This is a genomic window from Nodularia sp. LEGE 04288 (assembly GCF_963896525.1).
Lineage (GTDB): Bacteria > Cyanobacteriota > Cyanobacteriia > Cyanobacteriales > Nostocaceae > Nodularia.
Genome location: NZ_CAWQOY010000001.1, coordinates 1 through 19,049 on the forward strand (window position 1 = coordinate 1; position 19,049 = coordinate 19,049).

At 44.4% G+C, this 19,049-nt stretch carries 13 protein-coding genes; 5 read left to right on the forward strand and 8 right to left on the reverse strand.

The window, feature by feature from the left end; genetic code table 11:
• Positions 1-49: 49 nt before the first annotated feature.
• Entirely contained in the window at positions 50-1,078 is a 1,029-nt protein-coding gene (locus AACX33_RS00005) for a VOC family protein (protein ID WP_193998160.1), read from the reverse strand.
• 460 nt (positions 1,079-1,538) lie between these two features.
• Entirely contained in the window at positions 1,539-3,779 is a 2,241-nt protein-coding gene (locus AACX33_RS00010; RefSeq protein WP_193998382.1) for a CHASE2 domain-containing protein, read from the reverse strand.
• 204 nt (positions 3,780-3,983) lie between these two features.
• Here AACX33_RS00010 and AACX33_RS00015 point away from each other — a divergent pair, with 204 nt between their 5' ends.
• The gene (locus AACX33_RS00015; RefSeq protein ID WP_193998159.1) at positions 3,984-6,392 is read left to right on the forward strand and encodes a GAF domain-containing protein; all 2,409 of its coding nucleotides are present in this window, start codon (positions 3,984-3,986) and stop codon (positions 6,390-6,392) included.
• A 60-nt stretch (positions 6,393-6,452) separates the two neighbouring features.
• A complete protein-coding gene (locus AACX33_RS00020) occupies positions 6,453-7,088 on the forward strand; it encodes a response regulator (protein ID WP_193998158.1) in 636 nt (211 codons plus the stop codon).
• An 18-nt stretch (positions 7,089-7,106) separates the two neighbouring features.
• On the opposite strand, the gene AACX33_RS00025 is transcribed toward AACX33_RS00020, so the two are convergent.
• Together AACX33_RS00025 and AACX33_RS00030 are read right to left on the reverse strand one after the other, a co-directional pair.
• Positions 7,107-10,199 carry an efflux RND transporter permease subunit gene (locus AACX33_RS00025; protein WP_193998157.1) on the reverse strand — a complete coding sequence of 1,031 codons (3,093 nt, stop codon included), beginning with the start codon at positions 10,197-10,199 and terminating at the stop codon, positions 7,107-7,109.
• Positions 10,200-10,325: 126 nt separating this feature from the next.
• Positions 10,326-11,648 carry an efflux RND transporter periplasmic adaptor subunit gene (locus AACX33_RS00030; RefSeq protein WP_193998156.1) on the reverse strand — a complete coding sequence of 441 codons (1,323 nt, stop codon included), beginning with the start codon at positions 11,646-11,648 and terminating at the stop codon, positions 10,326-10,328.
• Between the two features lie 124 nt (positions 11,649-11,772).
• On the opposite strand from AACX33_RS00030, the gene AACX33_RS00035 reads away from it, so the two are divergent.
• The 3 genes from AACX33_RS00035 to AACX33_RS00045 all read left to right on the forward strand — a co-directional run bounded on the left by AACX33_RS00035 (position 11,773) and on the right by AACX33_RS00045 (position 13,940).
• A complete protein-coding gene (locus AACX33_RS00035) occupies positions 11,773-12,321 on the forward strand; it encodes a PadR family transcriptional regulator (RefSeq protein ID WP_193998155.1) in 549 nt (182 codons plus the stop codon).
• A 198-nt stretch (positions 12,322-12,519) separates the two neighbouring features.
• Positions 12,520-12,834: a DsbA family protein gene (locus AACX33_RS00040; RefSeq protein WP_193998154.1), complete on the forward strand. Its 315-nt coding sequence runs from the start codon at positions 12,520-12,522 to the stop codon at positions 12,832-12,834.
• Positions 12,834-13,940, forward strand: coding sequence for an alkene reductase (locus tag AACX33_RS00045; RefSeq protein WP_193998153.1), 1,107 nt, complete (start codon positions 12,834-12,836; stop codon positions 13,938-13,940). Before AACX33_RS00040 ends, AACX33_RS00045 begins: the two co-directional genes overlap by 1 nt.
• A gap of 147 nt (positions 13,941-14,087) precedes the next feature.
• On the opposite strand, the gene AACX33_RS00050 is transcribed toward AACX33_RS00045, so the two are convergent.
• The 4 genes from AACX33_RS00050 to cbiD all read right to left on the reverse strand — a co-directional run bounded on the left by AACX33_RS00050 (position 14,088) and on the right by cbiD (position 19,012).
• On the reverse strand, positions 14,088-14,366 hold the full coding sequence (locus AACX33_RS00050; RefSeq protein WP_193998152.1) for a hypothetical protein: 279 nt from the start codon (positions 14,364-14,366) through the stop codon (positions 14,088-14,090).
• Between the two features lie 151 nt (positions 14,367-14,517).
• Positions 14,518-15,576, reverse strand: coding sequence for a class I SAM-dependent methyltransferase (locus tag AACX33_RS00055; protein ID WP_193998151.1), 1,059 nt, complete (start codon positions 15,574-15,576; stop codon positions 14,518-14,520).
• Positions 15,577-16,023: 447 nt separating this feature from the next.
• Positions 16,024-17,643 carry a glutamine-hydrolyzing GMP synthase gene (gene guaA / locus AACX33_RS00060; protein WP_193998150.1) on the reverse strand — a complete coding sequence of 540 codons (1,620 nt, stop codon included), beginning with the start codon at positions 17,641-17,643 and terminating at the stop codon, positions 16,024-16,026.
• 253 nt (positions 17,644-17,896) lie between these two features.
• Positions 17,897-19,012, reverse strand: a complete 1,116-nt coding sequence (cbiD, locus tag AACX33_RS00065) for a cobalt-precorrin-5B (C(1))-methyltransferase CbiD (RefSeq protein ID WP_193998149.1) — start codon at positions 19,010-19,012, stop codon at positions 17,897-17,899.
• Positions 19,013-19,049: the final 37 nt, after the last annotated feature.

Below are 19,049 nucleotides of genomic sequence, written 5' to 3' on the forward strand. Positions count from 1 at the left end.
CCCCTGCCTCTTCTCCCCCTGCACCCTGCCTCTTTCCCCCTGCCTCTTCTCAACCTGCTAGCAAATTCCAGAAGTAGCCATCCGGTGCAACAAAGGAAAAACTTTTCTCTCTAAATTCATTTTCGATGATGTTAGTATATTTCAGGACTGAACTGGCTTTGATGCGATCGCAATATTCTTGGATATCACGCGCACGATATGTATAAAGTGAAATGCCTAAGCAGCCTGGTTGTGATGACTCAAAGCGGGATTCTAAATTAATCGCTTCTGGAAATCGAATGATGTAAAGTCTCCCACTCCGCGCCGCCATCAAGTCTGTCTGGGAGGAACGAGGGTCATCAAAGGCTGTGACAATAAACTTTTCACCCGGTTTGAGGTCAAACATTTCTCGCCCAGCTGGTGAAGATTCATAGCTCGTTTCTACATCATCCCGGACACGCAATAAACCTAAAACTTCTTCATAAAATTTCAAAATTCGTTTGCTATCATCCTGCACAATCATCCCCATATGGGTACACTGGCTAGTTTTGAAAGCAGCATTATGGTTAATTTGTCCGTAATCTGGTAGTGTATAGCCAAATCTTTGAAATAGAACTTGTCGAGTTAAGGGTTGCAGTAATAGCATTTCTCGCACTCCCACAGCAGGATCTGTAAAAGGTCGGCTTTTTCGCTCTTTGTTGTAGATGACTTCCCAGTGAGGATTGGTATATCTAATCGCCCAACGTCCGGCCTTTGCATCCTCTGCATGATTTAAAATGGTGAGAAGATCAGCAGTTAAAGTTGTCGCCCAGCGATTTCCCTTCACTTTCATCGACGCTAACCCTAATCCCTGATTCGTAGGCTTTTGCCAAACCATCAACCGAATCAAACCATGATCTACATTTTGGTGGTAAAGGCGAATTGAACGTAAAGAAGAATTCACTCCATATAATTGATCAGCTGCATCTGCGGGTAATTCTCCCACTTGTCCAATGCGATAGCCAAATTGCTCCCAATATTGAATGGCAAAAATTGGGTCTGGAACGCCAATACATACTTCATATATACCTGCAATTGCAGTTTCTTTCCCATCAGTCATAAAAATTTTGAATTTTAGGTTTTGGATTGGTTAGTAACCAGGCTAAACTGGTCAAGAAAAAATCAGCTTTTGCCAAAATATTAAAATTGTTTGGCAATTTAGAAAATTATTTGTAAAGTAAATTTAAATGTTCCCAAATAGTCAAAATTCCTTTAGGATTTGAGGATTGAAGAAACTCCATAATACCAATTATTTGTGAGGCTGCATATTATTTCGACCCACCCCTAACCCCTCCCCGCAAGCGAGGAGGGGAACTGGATTTCTGGTTAAATTCTATTTATGTATAGGAATCCGGTTTGATTTATGAAAAAATTAAGTATTGTAGGGTGCGTTAGGATGAAGTCCGTAACGCACCATTATTAAGGTTTTGGTGCGTTACGCTACCGCTAACACACCCTACGTGTCTGTAAGCGCAAAGCGCAGGCTACGCCAACAAAAATCAAATAGTAGTCCTATATCTTTATATTGAATTGGTATAAGAGGTTGCAGATGTCGAAGCAGTCAAGTGATTTAAATCTTGCATCACATCGGCTGCGGTTTGATAGCGATCGCTAAAATGATAGCGTACCATTTTATCTAAAATTTCGGCTAATTTGTCACTAACTTTGGCTGTTTGTCGCCACATAATATTACCTGTATCAAAATCTGCTTTGAGTTCTTGGGGTGGTATGCCAGTAATAGCTTGAATAGCGATGATTCCCAAAGCGTAAATATCACTAGACAAGCGGGGATGACCGGCAAATTGCTCTGGTGGTGCATAACCCCTTGTCCCAATGGCGACAGTTGCTAACTCTGTTTGCTCGCTATTTGGCGGTTGCATCAACTTGACTGCACCAAAGTCAATTAACACCAAGCGATTATCTTTAGAGCATCTAATAATATTAGTTGGTTTGATGTCACGATGAATTATCCGCCGTTCATGCATAAATACTAGTACTTCTAAAACCCCTTTGAGCATATCAATCACAAAAGCTTCATTCTGTACAACCTGCACAGGTGGTAATTCTTCATTCAGGGTATGTCCAGGAATGTATTCTTGGATTAAATAAAATTCTTGATTATCTTCAAAATAAGCTAGCAGTTCGGGAATTTGCTGATGTTTTCCCAACACTTCTAAAATTTCCGCTTCCGTATTAAATAACCTTCTTGCTACTTGTAAAAATTTCGGATCTCGACGTGCTGGCATTAATTGTTTAACTACACAGACAGGATTACCGGGTCGCTGAGTATCTTTTGCTATGAAAGTCCGACCAAATCCCCCAGCCCCTAAAATTTTTGATATTTGGTAACGTCCACCTAAAAGTAAATCACCAGTTCTCTTTTCGGGAATAATCGGTGTAGATGTAGAGTGAATATGTACGTCACGAATTGCCGTAGTTTTAGTATCTTGTAACAGAATATTTAACTGTTGAATTGCTTCTTGTTGTTGTTCAATTTTTAACAGTATGATCTTTGTTTGCTGCTGATTTTTGTAGGTGGTATAAATCATTGTACTCACACTACTCATAATTAAAGCGATCGCCGGAGGGATTAGCGGTATCCAACCAGCTTGGAAAAATACGACTGTGCAGATTCCCACCAAGCCAGCTAAACTTGCACCTCCCACCACTAGCAACAACAATGGATGTCGCAGTCGCCATCCGAAAATAGTACCTATGCTTGACCAAGCACACAGCCAGAGGATTTCCACTCCTTCAGACCAGTACCAAATCAAGGGTCGTCCATCCAGGACTGTACTGAGAATCTGACTAGCTATGTGTGCATGAATCAAGACAGCAGGCGTTCTAGATGGTTGGTCAGGTGCGGCATTATAAGGTGTATTTAAACCAGAATTAACACTGGGGGCAGTTGTGCCGATAATTACTAACTTATCTTTGACTAAGTTGGGGTCGAATTGATTGTTGAGAACTTGCGTCAGAGTGACTTTCTCAGCTATGCGCTCAGTACGGCGATAATTCAATAGTATTTGGTATCCTGCCGCATCCAGTCTTTTATAACTACCGGAATTGGCATTGAGGGTAGAAAAGCGAGTTTTACCGATAGAGAAATTATCTTGATCGACAAAATTGATGGAAAAACCCAATTTTTCGAGATAGTTAACCGCCAATCTGGCAGCAAATGAGAAAGGAGTTGTACATTTACTATCTTGAGAGTGGGCAAATAACAAACTGCGGCGGATAATTTGGTCTGATTCGTAATCAGGAATTAAATCTTTAAAGCCTAAATTATCTTCCAGAAAATTAGGTGGTGGGGGAATTTCTGGTCTGTCTATGCTACTGAATAAGCAAGTGCTAATAATATTGTCTTGAGTCTCCAGATTTTCCGCCAAATTTGCCTGATTTGCTCGGTTGAAATGGATTCCGATAATACTGGGTTGGTGAGATTCTAGTTTGAGCAACAGTTGATTGATTTTGGCATCCGATAAAGGCCATTGCTCTTGTGCGAGATCCTCTTGAGTAATTTCCACTAATAATATGCGCTGATCAGGTGGTTCCGCAGGACGCGATCGCAACATTTGGTCATAAGCTGTTAATTCCCACGACTGTAACCATTTCAGTTCCCGGACTCCCCATACCAAAGCTGTCACTCCTAGACTGGTTACCAAAATAACTTTTAACCAGTTGTAATCAGCAGTAGGATCACGGTAATTCTGATCTTTGGCAAAAGCAGATCGGAGCTGTTTTAATATTCCATTAATCACGGCTTTGCGACGGTAGTCGGAATTTAGTAGATGTTGCCCACCCGGAACCAAAGTACCGGAATTGGATTTAAAAGCTAATTAACCCAAACTTAACCTAATTTAGGAATTTTCTAGCTTAATCTAGGCGATATCTTTGATTTGATTGTCAAAACGAGCTATTTCAGGTGACAGTCAGTAAAGATTCTGCTGTTTAGCGAGTGACTTATGCTGCAAGAAGACATCAACACTCTACAACACGAGAATATGGGGATGCAAACGGCAATTACCATCGCCCTGGAGCAAAAAAAAGCCGTTCCAGAATCAGCAGCAGCCAATCGCCTTTTAGAAGCCACAGCAGCAGCAGCCAAAGCCCTATTGACAATAGACAACTTTGATACAGCAGTGAGTACGGCATTGCAAATTATTGGAGAAAGTTTGGATTGCGATCGCATCACGGTAATCGAAAATTTTGAGAATCCATCTAATTTAAGACTGCCGCACTGGAGGGTTTTATACGAATGGACGGCCTTTGATAGTGTATCTCAAATCTCTGACCCTGATGTAGCCCAAGGAACTTATGCCGGAATTGAATCATGGTATGAGCGTTGTAGTCAAGGTCAAAGTATTAGTTATTTACTGGAAGAAATGCCGGAACCATTTCGCAGTGGGCAAGTAGCAATTGGTGTAAAAGCGTTACATGGTGTTCCCATTTTTGTAGAAAATCAGTATTGGGGAATAGTGGGTTTTGATGATTGTCGTACAGCCAAGCGGCGAAATCCGGCGGAACTAGCGGTACTCAAAACCGCAGCCACTTGTATTGGTAGTGCTATTCAGCGAAAACGTACCGAACAAGCCTCACTGCAAGCTGAACAAGCAAGAGTCGCAGAACTAGCAACAGCCAACGTATCTTTACAACAGCGAGATCGCCTACTTTCTGTAGTTGCCCAAATTACCAAAGATTTGTTGAAAAGGGAAGATATTGATGTTGCAATTCCAACTGCCTTGGAAGCTGTGGGCAAACTGGTGAATATAAGTCGCGTTGTGCTGATCATAGAACGTCAAGATCCATCCACTCGACGGCTAAAGCACTGCGTAGTGTATGAGTGGGTTGCAGCAGGAATCGCAGACCATGATTCTGTGGGGATGTCTGTCATGGACAATGATCATTTCCAAGTAATGATTCAACCACTTTATCAAGGTCAGTCTATCTGGCGGGTAATAGAAAAATTACCTGTTGTCACCCGACGGCAATTTGAGAAACTGGAAATCAAATCTACAGGTGTTGTCCCCATATTTATTGAGGGCAGTTACATCGGTTGTGTCGGCTTTGATGATTGTGTTACTCCCCGTCATTGGAGTCAACAGGAAATAGATGTACTCACTGCTGCTGCTGAAAGTATTGGAGCCGCATTACACCGTAAACAATTGGTAGAGTGCCTAATTGCCGAACGCGCCAGAGCTGCTGAAGAAAGAGCAGCCGAATTAGCCAGAGCCAACGAAGCACTACGAGGCTGTGTGAATCGATTGGCAGATCAACCGAACTGCGAGACATTTTGGGAACATATTCTTTTAGAAGCCTCCGCTCAAATTAATTCCTATGCCGCCGCTTTATTCCTATACAATGAGTCATCCAACACACGGGTAATGAAACGTTACGTGCGAGAAGGAAAAGTGGTTTCCATTGCCACTAGTCCCGAATTGGCAGAATTTAAAAAATCTATTCCCGGAGATATCGCTTCCTTTTGGGAAGAAGCACTCTTTCGAGGTGAAGCCGTTTTCTTTAACTTGGATGATTGCGATGAACGGGTATCCCCCCGGATTAACTGGCATCAAAATCAAGGACATCGTTCTATTGTCCGTGTACCGTTGATTTTGGGTGATCGTCCCCTGGGATTTATCGGGTTTTGCTTCCGCGAACCCAGAACTGGCTTACCCGAAAATATGGAATTAATTATGGCATTGGCACAGCAAGCCACCTTAGCAATTCAGTTAACCAATTTAGCCGAGCAAGGTCGCCAAGCTGCGATTTTAGAAGAACGTAACCGCATGGCTAGAGAAATCCATGATACTCTAGCTCAAGCTTTCACAGGTGTAATTATCCAGTTGGGTGCTGCCTCCAGAATCATCACTGATGAATCGGCAGATGTTCAGGCGCATATGAATCTAGCACGGGATTTGGCGCGTGAAGGGCTGGCTGAGGCTAGGCGCTCTGTTAATGCCCTGCGTCCACAAATATTAGAAACTAGCAATCTACGTAAAGCTTTTAAACGCCTAGCAGCACAAATGTCTGCTGCCATTGATACGCAGATAATTTGCACAGTCATGGGGGAAGTATACCCGTTATCGATAGACAGAGAAAATAACTTGCTGCGTATTGGTCAGGAGGCATTGACAAATGCAATTAAATATGCACAAGCTAGTGAAATTCAGATTCAATTAGTGTATCAACCCACTCAATTTATCCTGCGGGTAAAAGACAATGGTCAGGGATTTGAAATGGATAGTTTATCTATGGTGCAGGGTTTTGGATTGATCAGTATGAAAGAACGTTGCGATCGCATTGGTGCAGAGTTAATCATTCAAAGTCTCCCAGAACAGGGAACAGAAATTATGATATCAATTACTAATTCGTAATTCGTAATTCGTAGTTCGTAATTCGTAATTCGTAATTTAAGAGGGTACAAGTCCTCAGTTATGTTGACTCACAATATTCCGATTCGCATCTTAATTGTTGATGATCATCCTGTAGTCCGTCAGGGTTTAGCGGCGATGATTGATCGGGAATCAGATATGGCAGTTGTCGCCCAGGCTGAAAACGGACATGAGGCAGTTTTAGCATTTCGTCAACATCAACCGGATGTAACTTTAATGGATTTACGAATGCCAGAAATGGATGGAGTTACTGCCATTACCGCCTTATGTGCCGAGTTTACCAACGCCCAAATTATTGTTCTGACTACCTACGACGGCGACGAAGACATCTATCGGGGACTAAAAGCCGGAGCAAAAGGCTATTTACTCAAGGATGCTGAACCAGATGAACTACTAGAAGCCATTCAGATTGTTAATTCTGGGAAGAAATATATTCCCGCTTCCGTAGGCAGTAAACTAGCAGAGCGAGTTGGTAGCCTGCAACTGAGCAAAAGAGAATTAGAAGTAATGCGGCTGATCACTACTGGTAAAAGCAATCAAGAAATTGGTGTGGTGTTGCAGATATCAGAGGGTACTGTCAAGTACCATGTCAATAATATTTACAGTAAATTGGGAGTAAGCGATCGCATTCAAGCCGTGATTACAGCCCTGAAGCGGGGAATTGTCAGTCTTCAGTAGCTATGGGAAAATGGTAAACTACCTCACTGACGCTGCGCGCGATGGTCGCAACAATAAATAGGCACTAGGAATAAAGTAAAGGGCGAGAATGGTTGCACCACCTACACCGCCGGCAATTACCACTGCTAAAGGAGGCCAAAATCCACCGCCGCCGAGAATCAGGGGGATAAAACCTGCCATTGTGGTGAATGTGGTTGTCAGGACATGGCGCGTAGTATGCATGACGGTTTCGACTATAGCTTGGCAATCGCCCTTCTGGGCTAGGGGATCACTCTTTACAGCAGTGAGAACAGTAATCGAATCATTCACCGCCACCCCAATCAGTCCCACAGTACCAATAATGGGATTAAAACCAAAGGGATAGCCGAACAGCCAAATCGATAATCCGCCTAAACCAATGGCAAGAATCGCCACGATACCAATCAAACCCGCTAGGGCGAAAGAATTCATCGAAAGTACCAGAGTTACCACTAAGGCAATTCCTAGCACGATGCCATAGCCGAGTAGTCCCCCAGTGGCGCTGTTACGTTCTTCTTCTTCACCACCAAATTCTAGGTTATAGCCTTGGGGTAGGGAGAAAGAGTTTTGTAAACGTTGGCGAAAATCAGCCAGAGCGTTGGCAGGTAAGGTTCCGGCGGTGAGATAGCCCTGGACGGTGCTGACTCTCAGACCATTTTTGCGAGTGATGGCGGCATTTTTGGGGATTAAACTCAGTTTGCCAATGGTTTCTAAGGGAATGTAGCCGTTGCGATCGCTCGTGAGCAGATTCACCGATTGCAATTGGCTCAAGTCAGCGCGATCGCTATTACTCAGGCGGACTCGGACAGGCACTTCTTCGGTATCTTCTAAAATCGTGCCACCGTTTACTCCTTCGGTGATGATTTGCAATTGCCGTGCAGTTTCTAGACGGCTTAAACCTCGCGATCGCGCTTCTGGTTCGTCAATATCTAGGGCGAGTTGAGGAAGCACATCATTGAGACGGGTACGAATGTGGGTAATGGTGGGAACTTCTGCCAAAACTTCCCGGACTTGCTCACTCAATTGTTGCAGGCGAGCAACATCAGATCCGTAAATTCGTAACTCAATCGGGGCTTCAAAAGGTGGCCCCTGTTCAAATAACCGCACCAACGCACGAGCATTCGGAAAGGCACTGTTAAATTCTGTTTGCAATTGGCGAATAAAGCGATCGCCAGCAATGCCATTCATCTGCACAATCGCCCCGGCAAAACTGCTCTCGTTCTCCCGATTATTGAGTTGGTTGTAATAGACTTTAGGCGCACTCTTGCCCAAGAACCAATACACTTGTTGAACTTCAGAATGGCTGCGTAAGCTGGCTTCTACCTCTTGTGTCAGCTGCTGAATTTGCGTTAGAGAACTGGCAGGAGGCAATTCTAACTCCACTATGAACTGTTCACGATCCGCAGGGGGAAAGAATTGTAAACTTAAGGTAGTCATGAGGGTAAACCCCAATACAGGAAAAATTAGCGTCAAGGCGATCGCGCGTTTGGGATACCGCAACGACCACTGCAAAGAACGGCGATACCAGGCCGTCAGTCCAGGATGAGAAAATCCTGATTCCCCCCATCTTCCCATTCCTTTGGTAGTGAGGGAGCGACGATGATTCCACTGATAAATTTTCGCGGTAATCGCTGGCGAAATCGTTAATGCCACCAACAGCGAAGCCAACACTGCCACAATCACATTTAAACCAATTGTCCCGACAAATTCACCAGTTGCACCGGGAAGTAAGGCAATAGGTGCAAAGGAGAATACGGTGGTTAATGTCCCCCCTAGCAAAGGAGCGCGGAGATACTGCACGGTTTCTGTGATGGCAGTTTCTAAAGACATTCCCGCTTTCAGGCGGATATTCATCTCATCCACGAGAATAATCGCATTATCCACCAGAATGCCCAAGGCCACAATTAGCCCCGTCACCGACATTTGATGTAAGGGAATACCCAATAATCCCATGACAATTAGGGCGATCGCTACTGAAAGCGGCAGTGCCATCTGGACAGCTAATGCCTGTTGCCAGCCCATCATGATAATGCAAATCACAAACAGCATCAAAGCACCAGACAGCAAATTACCGATGAGATTATTTAACCGCGCAGTCACATAACGACTCTGATCAAAGACAATTTCTAACTGTATCCCTTTGGGTAAATCAGCCCGAAAGCTATCAATCGCTTTCTCTGCTGCCACAGCCCAACGATCCAGACGATATTGGGGTTGGACATAAACACCAACGGCGATCGCGGCTTTACCGGCAGTAAATGCTAATTCTGTGGGCGGTGTGGCGATTCCTTTTTCAATAGTGGCGATATCTGCCAAAAGGCGAAATTCCCGGTTAGATTCACAGTTAGAACAGCCCACAGGTATTTGCTGCAAACGGTTCAGGGTATCCAATTCTCCCTGAACTTCATAGAGCAGAGTATTGTCACCGCGAAACTGTCCGGCGGAAGTTTTGGCATCGCTTTGTTGAATTTGCCCGGCTAATTCTGAGGCGGTAATTCCCAAACTAGCAAGAGTTTCTGTATTCACATTCACCGTGATTTCTTCTTGGGGTGCGCCAAAAATCTCCACTTCATCTGTGCCAGAGAGCGATCGCAAGGCATTTTTTAACACCTCTGCCCGTCGCCGCAAAATGGCGTAGTTCGGCGCATCAGACTGTTCCCAAGTTAGGGCTGCTAGGAGGGCATAGGCACGCACTTCTCCCTCATCTAATTTTGGTTCACTGGCTGCGTTGGGTAATTCCCCTTGCACCTCCCGCAACTTATCCCGCACCCGTGACCACACCAAAGGTACACTATTTTTACCCAGACTATCGAGTAAATCTATGGCAATGGTAGAAACTCCGGCGCGTGACGTGGACTCATAGCTTTTCACTTCCGGAATTTCAGCAATCTTGGCTTCAATGGGATCAGTTACCAGAGATTCAGTGCGTTCAGTGGTTCCTCCTGGCAAAAAAGTAGTAACTAGAGCAAAACGAGAAGTCAGTTCTGGATCTTCCAGACGGGGTAGGGATTGAAAGGTGACAGTTCCCCAAGCCACAATCAGAAAAATCGCCAACAATAGCAAGCGCAAATTGCGAAAGAATAGCTGTGCCATATCAGTTATAGCTGGGGAGTGGGGAGTAGGGAGTGGGGAGTGGGTTAAAACCTGAATGGTGTCTAAGTTTGATTATCCCTTTATGTCTTAACCTGAAATTCCTGATTAAATTGGCGTGATAACTGTTCACTGTTCACTGTCCACTGATTTAACGATTTGCCCAGAAACCAAGCGGTGAGTACCACTGTTGACAACTTCTTCCCCAGCAACGATGGTTCCACGTACCAAAACGCGATCGCCTTCGGTATACAAAACTTCCACATCCCGCCGTTCGATGCGATGGGTTTCTCCCTCTGGAGCAGTGACAAAGCAAGACCACAATCCGCGCTCTCCCTTAATTAAGGCGGATACTGGCAACCAAAATCCCTGGGTAGATACCATTTGTTCCACTTGCAGACGGGCGATTTCTCCCGATGCTGGCATAGTTTGACCTGTACTAACCAATTGCAAAACCACTGTCCGAGTCCGGGTTTGGGGGTTAATCTCTGGTTTATGAGCCAGCACTTGGGCAGCATAAATTTGCTCCCCCACCTGTACCTGTTGACGACTCCCCACTTTCAAGGTCTGCACGACTTGGGGCGGTACGCCAATTTCTACTTCAGGGGTGACATTTTCTACTAGGCGCACAATGGCCTGTCCTGGTTGTACCACACTGCCTTCATCCAAATTTCGTTCCCCGATCACACCACGAAAAGGAGCGCGGAGAATGCTTTTTTCAATATTGATTTCTACATCGCCCATGCTGGCTGCAATTTGCGCCACCGTTGCGGTTTGGGCAGCGATTTGTTCTTGGCGTGTGCCGTTTTGCAACGCTTCTAATTCACTCTGGGCAGCAGCGAGACGGTCGGCGAGGGCATCTCGATTAAATGCCACTTCATCCAACTGTTCACGGGAAATCGCCCCTTCTGCGTACAGAGAACTGCGGCGATCGCGACGAATATTTTCCAACCGCAACCGATTTTCTATATCTGCCACTTGAGAACGCGCCACGGCAATGGTTTCTTTACGTGGACCATTCTGCAATTCTCGTAATTCTGCCACTGCACGGGATCGCCCGGCGGCTAATTGTGCCAATTGCGCTTGGAGATTTTGCGTATCTAACCGGGCAATGACTGCGCCTTTTTCTACAGTTTGTCCGCGATTGAAGATAATTTCAATGACTTTTCCCCCCCGCTCAAAGCCCAATTCGCTGCGGCGAGTGGCTACTACTTCACCCGTATAAAAACGCGTCACTTGGTATGACTGTACAGGCTTGAGCTTAATGACTTGCACTGCCAACGGGGCAGAAATAGCCACTTCCTGTCCAGCAGACAACCGTTCATATATTCCGAAGGCGATCGCCACTATCATCCCACTCGCAATTAGCAGATTCCTCACGCCAGTCTTTCTGGGATGCTTCAGAGCCTCCTCTCCCACCTGTACCTCGATTTCCCGAACTTCGGCTTCCATAAGCTAGCCACTTATTTTTGTGCTACGTTGACAAGAAGCGTTGTAATATTCAACTAATTGTTATGAAAATAGTTGTATACATGAAAGCGTATATGCAACTAGTTGTTTATGTCAAGAAAGAATTATGAGCCTAGCCCATGCGATCGCCAGCATCTTGCTTCAGTCTCCTCGGACAGGCTACGACCTCAGCAAAGAATTTAATGAAAAAGTAAGTTGCTATTGGCAAGCCACTTCTCAGCAGATTTACCGAGAACTAGCACGAATGCAGGATAAGGACTGGGTAGAAGTGGAAGTATTGCCACAATCGGTTCGTCCCGACAAAAAAATCTATTCCCTTACCGATACAGGTAGGCAAGAATTGATTTCTTGGATTGCCGAACCCTCGGAAGCAACTGCAATCCGTGAAGATTTACTCGTAAAAGTACGCAGTGGGTTTATCGTTCCTGAAGATATCCTCATCCGTGAAATTGAGCGACGTAAGCAATTCCATCAGCAAAAACTAGAGTATTATCGCTCCCGCGAGCTAGAATTTGGCGATTTGGATCATCTGTCTCGCCCGCAACGACATATTTATCTCACCCTGCGGTGCGGTATTCGCTACGAAACTATGTGGATTGAATGGTGCGATGAAGCGATCGCCTCTTTGTTAATCCAACAAGAAATTAAAGGCTAACAATTACACCTAGCCTCAAGTTAGGGTAATCTCCTACTCTCCTGGACAAATTATGCTTTACCTTTCTATCTGCTGAAAACTTTAACCCTGGCATAGGGACAAACTTTTACTGATTGTATATATTAAAGCCTAGACGAGGTTGAACCTGTGGGCTGACTTTCACAGACTTTTAAGCATTGTTTTCCAGCAAGGTTTTCCATGAGTCAGATAAATGATCATAACAGGCTGATCGTGCCGATTTTTCACAGCGATGATCGCACTCAGGGAACCATAGATGCACCTATAGTCCTGGTTAAGTATGGCAATTATCAATGTCCTCACAGTGGAGAGGCTTACAGGATAGTCCAAAAGATTCAGCAACATATTAGTAACCAAATTTACTTTGTATTTTCTTGTTATTTTCCCCAAACTAAAATTTATCCCCAATCACAAAAAGCAGCCAATCAGGGGAAATTTTGGCAAATGCACGATACTTTGTTTATAAATACGATCCAACCCAACATCAAACGCTGATGAATAATCTAACTAGCACCGATTTATTCGCTTCCGTCCAACTAGGCCCCTACACATTGCCTAACCGCATTGTCATGGCTCCGATGACCCGCAATCGTGCTGGTGAGGGAAATGTCCCCACTGCCATTAATGCTAAGTATTACGCTCAAAGAGCCACGGCGGGATTGATTGTGACTGAAGCTACCCAAGTATCACCCCAAGGAGTAGGCTATCCAGCAACGCCTGGGATTCATTCCCCAGAACAAATTGACGGATGGCGGCAGGTAACTGATGCCGTACATAGTGTAGGTGGACGGATATTTTTACAGTTGTGGCACGTTGGGCGAATTTCTCACCCCTCGTTGCAACCTGATGGCGCGTTACCAGTAGCTCCTTCGGCGATCGCTCCTGTAGGTGATGCCATGACTTATACTGGTTCTCAACCCTTTGTCACCCCTCGTGCTTTAGAAACCGACGAAATTGCCGATGTAGTTGACCAATTTCGCCAAGGAGCCAAAAATGCTCTAGCTGCTGGCTTTGATGGTGTAGAGATTCATGGAGCCTTTGGATATTTGCTCGATCAGTTTCTTCAAGATAGTGCAAATCAACGTAGCGATCGCTATGGTGGATCTATAGAAAATCGAGCGCGATTCATACTGGAAGTTACAGAGGCTGTGTGTAGCGTTTGGGGTGGCAATCGTGTCGGCATTAAGCTCTCACCCAGCAACACCTATAACAATATCAGTGACTCGAATCCCAAGGCCACATTTAGCTATGTGATTGATGCACTTAATCAATTTGAATTAGCGTATATTCACATAATGGAACCCACACCAGCAGATATTCGGCATGGTGGCACATCAATTCCAGTTAGTTATTTCCGGGCTATTTATCAAGGAACACTAATTACCAATGGTGGTTATGACAAAGAAAAAGCTAATAATGCGATCGCCAATGGTCATGCTGACTTAGTTTCCTTTGGCACATTGTATATTGCCAATCCAGATTTACCAGCACGTTTGCGGTTAGATACAGCCCTGAATGAACCTGACCGCAGCACCTTCTACGGAGGCGACGAAAAGGGTTATATTGACTATTCCTTCCTCAACCCCTCAAAAATTGCTTAACTCAGGGACTGGTAAATAAAAAATCTCCAAATTGTAGGGTGGGTTAGGACTTTAGTCCGTAACCCACCAAAAACTTCAGGAATAATGCTGAGTTAGCTTGCGCTGTCCCAGCCGACAATTTCCGGGTAATTTATTTTTTGGTCTTCCCTAAAACTGTGTTTCCGATTGCTGCACTTGTTCAACAGGACTAACGAAAGAAATAGGATCAAGGGATTGGCTAGGCGAATTTAACTGGAGTTGTTCGGGTGATGCTTCGATAATTGCATCACTGAAGTAAGAGCCAATAATCTTGTCATAGTTAGAAGCAACAGCTAAAAATGCCCCACCTAAAATATAAATTGGCAACGGCAGATTAAATGCTTTTAACCAGTCAAACAGTTCTGCCAAAGCGAACAACACTAAAAAACAAGCAAGCCAAACCCTCATTCTTCCATCCTCCGCGTGTAAGCAACCTACTAATAGGGTAAACAGCTTGCATGATACTTGATCAATGTCACCACAAATGCCAAGAAAAGCTGACATTTGACTGAATGTATTGATTGTGGTGTGAGCGAACATACTCACCCTTTGATCCCAGTTAAGCTGGCTTATGAGCAATAAAATACTTACTCATAAAGTTAACTTGTATCTCTATTTTCTCAAAACCCGCTGTTTCTAGACGTTCTACCAAATCATCATGAGTATAATCCCGATAGTAGGGTTCATGAAAGACTTCTGGAAAAGAATCCATTGTCACAGCCAATTCCGGGGAATCACTCCTTTGAATCGAATCACAAATTACAAATACTCCCCCCGGTTTTGTGACTCGGAAACATTGTTCAATCACTGTTTGCCGCACTTGTGCTGGTAACTCATGGAAGAGAAATACAGAAGTTACAGCATGGAAATAGTCGTTTAAGTAAGGTAAATCTTCCGCATTGGCTTGTAACAGTTGCGGTAACTCTCCGGGAATTTCTGATAGTTGTTGATTTGCCTTACGTAAATAAGTCGGGGACAAATCCGCACCATACAGAGATGCTTGAGGTAAAGCTGCCCGAATCATCTTCAGTGTTCGCCCAGTACCACAAGCCACATCTAAAATTCGCACTTGTCGTGGCGCAACAGAATTAAAAGCTTTCAGCCCTTCCTTCAGAGGCGCAAGAATCCGCCGTCGCATGGGGTCAGCCGTCCCATTAAAGAGAATTTCTACCTGTAAATCATATAAATTGGCTGAATCGTCGCTCAAATAGCCGTTACTTTGGTGATGGAAGTTCTGCACATAATAGCTAGGATAGCCATCTGTCTCTATTTCCGGCGAAAATTCTTGATATTTCTGTTGTTCAGCCCGCTCCCAGATTTGAGGTATGTCTAGGCACAGGAGTGGATAATAGCGGAAAAAATCTGACCAAGGGTTATCAAACAGTAAGCTTTCGGGATATACCCCTTTTTCAGCATCTTGCCAGTCTGTTTCTAGCAGCTGATTCATTTTTTGTTGAAGTTTGAATAAAACCTCGCTAGGAATAGGTTTGCCCTTTTGCCCTAGAGTGGGATGAATGAGATTCATCAGCCGTGAACTTAAGGTTTTGTGAGCTAGTCCAAAGTAACTTTTACCTTGTTGAAAGGTCTGATAAGTCAGTTTCGTTAAAGGGTCAGACATAAGAATATTTGGGTATTTATCACTTTTAATAATTATATGTAAAAAAATGTAACGAAAAAATTATCTGTCTGAGGAATAGGGTGTGGGAGCGGGGAGCAGGGGAGCAGGGAGCAGGGGAGCAGGGAGCAGGGAGCAGGGGTGAGAAGACGGTCACTTCCCAATGACTAATGACCAATGACCAATGACCAATGACTAATGACCAATGACCAATGACCAATGACTAATGACTAATGACCAATGACCAATGACCAATGACACTTTATTTACGCCGACCTACTTATCCGTTTATGTCTTAACCTTTTTGGCGGTTGCGATAAATAACAGCAACCAATGCGGCAGATAATTTTTGTCCTTCGCCAAACATAGATTTAACAACCAAAAAACGCAGGACACAGAGAAAAAGTTTTACCCTGTGTCCTTATGTATGTGCTTTAAGTTACCTGAAAATCATTCCCATTCTATGGTTCCAGGTGGCTTGGAGGTAATATCGTAAACCACACGGTTAACACCTTTCACTTCATTAACAATGCGGTTAGAAATGTCTTCCAATATATCGTAAGGTATCCGCGCCCAGTCAGCAGTCATACCATCTTCACTGGTGACAATGCGGAGGACAATGGGGTAAGCATAGGTACGTTTGTCGCCCATAACGCCGACACTCCGAATCGGTAATAATACGGCGAAGGCTTGCCAAACATCGTGATATAAACCACGTTTGTTAATTTCTTGGCGAACAATTAAATCAGCATCACGGAGAATATTCAATCGTTCGGGGGTGACTTCACCTAAGATACGAATTGCTAAACCAGGGCCGGGGAAGGGTTGGCGTTGGACAATTTCTTCTGGTAAACCAATGGAACGCCCCACTTTACGGACTTCATCTTTAAAGAGTTTCCGCAATGGTTCTACAAGTTTAAACCGCAAGTCTTTCGGTAAACCACCAACGTTATGATGACTCTTAATTTTTACTGCTACCCGTTCGCCGGTTTGGGGGTCTACGTTGGTATCAGCGGACTCGATGACATCGGGATACAGAGTACCTTGTGCTAAATAATCAAAGTGTCCCAGGCGTTTGGATGTTTCTTCAAATACCTGGATAAATTCATGTCCGATACGGCGGCGTTTTTCTTCGGGATCTGTGATCCCCTCAATCATGGATAAGAAGCGATCGCGCGCCATGACATATTCTACAGGAATGTGAAACTGTTCTTTAAATAGTTTCAATAACCTTTCTGGCTCTAATTTCCGCATAAAGCCTTGGTCAATAAACACACAGGTCAATTGCTCCCCAATGGCTTTATACAACAAAAATGCCAGGGTAGATGAATCCACGCCCCCAGATAATGCTAACAGTACCCGCTTATCACCAACTCTGGCGCGAATTTCCCGAATTGCTTCTTCAACAAAAGCCTCTGTTGTCCAGGTGGGTTCACAATCGCAGATATGATAAACAAAGTTGCGAATTAATGGTAAACCACCGAGGGAATGTACTACTTCGGGATGGAACTGGACACCATATAGTTTCTTTTCGTGGTCTGCGATCGCCGCACAGGGTGTATTATCCGTATGGGCTAACAATTCAAACCCTGGGGGCATTTTGGTGACTGAATCCCCGTGACTCATCCACATGGTACTCCCATCTTCGACGTTAGTTAATAAGTCGGTGGGGTCATCTATATATAATGATGCTTTGCCATACTCGCCTCGATCAGCTTTGGCTACTTCCCCATCAAGTTGCTTCACCATCAACTGCATTCCATAGCAAACACCGAGGATGGGAATGCCTAAATTCCAGATTTCTGGATCACAATGGGGAGCGTGATCATCATAAACTGAACTGGGTCCACCGGAAAGAATGATGCCCTTGGGATTGAGTTTTCGTAAATGTTCAGGTGTCGTGCGATAAGAGAGAACTTCGGAGTATACTTGAGTTTCTCGGATACGACGAGCAATCAGTTCCGAATATTGTGATCCGAAGTCTAGAATTACAATGATTTGACGATCTAGCCGCCCCAAATTTTCCGTTTGAGGCGCTTGTTCGGTTTGTAGAGTCACCGCTGTATTCATGATGGGGGGAGTTGTAGATGTAAGGTAGATGTTCGTTCTGTGGTCTATAGATCCCACTTATCGCCTGGTTGAGCTGGTAAATGGTTGGTTGAGTGGATAGCCAACAAACGCGAGGTTGAACGCGATCGCCGGAGGCGGGGCTTTGCCCATCGCTAGCCTATGCTAATGGCATAGTATTAAAAACAATGATTTAACTGAGAATGACTACGGAAAAAAATATGTATTTGGATTATTTATGATTATTCATAATAAATTAACACAATTTTTCCATTAAGATACCACCGATTTTGCTCTTGAGGATAATTTGGCGATCGCGATCAAAGAGAATCGAGCCGCAGACTGTGGTATCTTGACCTCTACTACTATGGCTTTGAATGTATTCTAGAGAACGGGTATCAATAGCTTGTGCGATCGCACTATAAACTTGATTCACCCAATCACTACCTATCTCAGCATCTAAGGATTTTAAATATTTTAATGCCGCTTCAGCTGTAGGACTATGAAAGACAGTATGTATATCTTCTGACTTTAAACCCACGAGGGCGCAATGGGCAGATAAAATCTCTCGCCGGCCATCAGCCAAGTGATGATGGGTGTGAAAAATTCCCCCGGCTAATTTCATCAGCTTCCCGTGATAGCCAAATAATAAGATTTCTTTAACACCCAAGACATCAGCTTCTACTAACAGTGGTCCCAGCCAGTTAGCCGTTTTTACCAGTTGTTCCGGATTAATACCGAGTGTACGCGCCAAATCTAGACCATTTTCGCCAATACAAAAGACCAAAGTTTCAAACCGACTGGCTTTGTCTTGTAATTCGCGGCGAAAAGATGCTAATTGATCTGGTGTACTTAAAGGTTGAGAAATCCCAGTTGTCCCCAATAGCGAAAGTCCTTCCACCACACCAAAAGCCGAATTAGAGGTGCGAACAGCAAGCGATCGCCCTTCAGGTAGAATAATACTCACCGTGATTTTCTCTTCAGGTGCTAACATTCGGCTGAGGTTTTCTTGTAGCAGCCTTTGAGCATAAGCATAAATCGCCGGCTGATTATCAGCATTTAGCTGCTTACCAATGCCTTCACCACCGTGAATCATCACCTTTTCGCCATCTCCGGTTCTCCATTCCACCAACGCCCAAATTGGTGTATTTCTAGTTAAATCGAGATTATCACCTGGTTCACTGCGAGTAATAGCCAAAGCCATTTTTTCAGATAATCCTGCTACCTGTTCAATGGGTATTTCTGCTAATTGCGCTGGTGAAATCAAATCCACCGACACAGATGTGAGAGGTTGACGATGGCGTAACCAGTGTAACGCCGCAATAGCGGAAGCACAGGCAAAAACCGGGAGAGTGTATCCAGAACGGGACATTAGGGAGTGGGGGGAAAGAGGTAGGGGAGCAGGGAGC

Excerpts from the sequence above, each read along its gene's own strand:
- AACX33_RS00045 (WP_193998153.1), top strand. The coding sequence starts at position 12,834 with ATGAATAATCTAACTAGCACCGATTTATTCGCTTCCGTCCAACTAGGC.
- AACX33_RS00050 (WP_193998152.1), bottom strand. The coding sequence starts at position 14,366 with ATGAGGGTTTGGCTTGCTTGTTTTTTAGTGTTGTTCGCTTTGGCAGAA.
- AACX33_RS00015 (WP_193998159.1), top strand. The coding sequence starts at position 3,984 with ATGCTGCAAGAAGACATCAACACTCTACAACACGAGAATATGGGGATG.
- AACX33_RS00025 (WP_193998157.1), bottom strand. The coding sequence starts at position 10,199 with ATGGCACAGCTATTCTTTCGCAATTTGCGCTTGCTATTGTTGGCGATT.
- AACX33_RS00005 (WP_193998160.1), bottom strand. The coding sequence starts at position 1,078 with ATGACTGATGGGAAAGAAACTGCAATTGCAGGTATATATGAAGTATGT.
- AACX33_RS00055 (WP_193998151.1), bottom strand. The coding sequence starts at position 15,576 with ATGTCTGACCCTTTAACGAAACTGACTTATCAGACCTTTCAACAAGGT.
- AACX33_RS00035 (WP_193998155.1), top strand. The coding sequence starts at position 11,773 with ATGAGCCTAGCCCATGCGATCGCCAGCATCTTGCTTCAGTCTCCTCGG.
- AACX33_RS00020 (WP_193998158.1), top strand. The coding sequence starts at position 6,453 with ATGTTGACTCACAATATTCCGATTCGCATCTTAATTGTTGATGATCAT.
- AACX33_RS00040 (WP_193998154.1), top strand. The coding sequence starts at position 12,520 with ATGAGTCAGATAAATGATCATAACAGGCTGATCGTGCCGATTTTTCAC.
- cbiD (WP_193998149.1), bottom strand. The coding sequence starts at position 19,012 with ATGTCCCGTTCTGGATACACTCTCCCGGTTTTTGCCTGTGCTTCCGCT.
- AACX33_RS00030 (WP_193998156.1), bottom strand. The coding sequence starts at position 11,648 with ATGGAAGCCGAAGTTCGGGAAATCGAGGTACAGGTGGGAGAGGAGGCT.
- guaA (WP_193998150.1), bottom strand. The coding sequence starts at position 17,643 with ATGAATACAGCGGTGACTCTACAAACCGAACAAGCGCCTCAAACGGAA.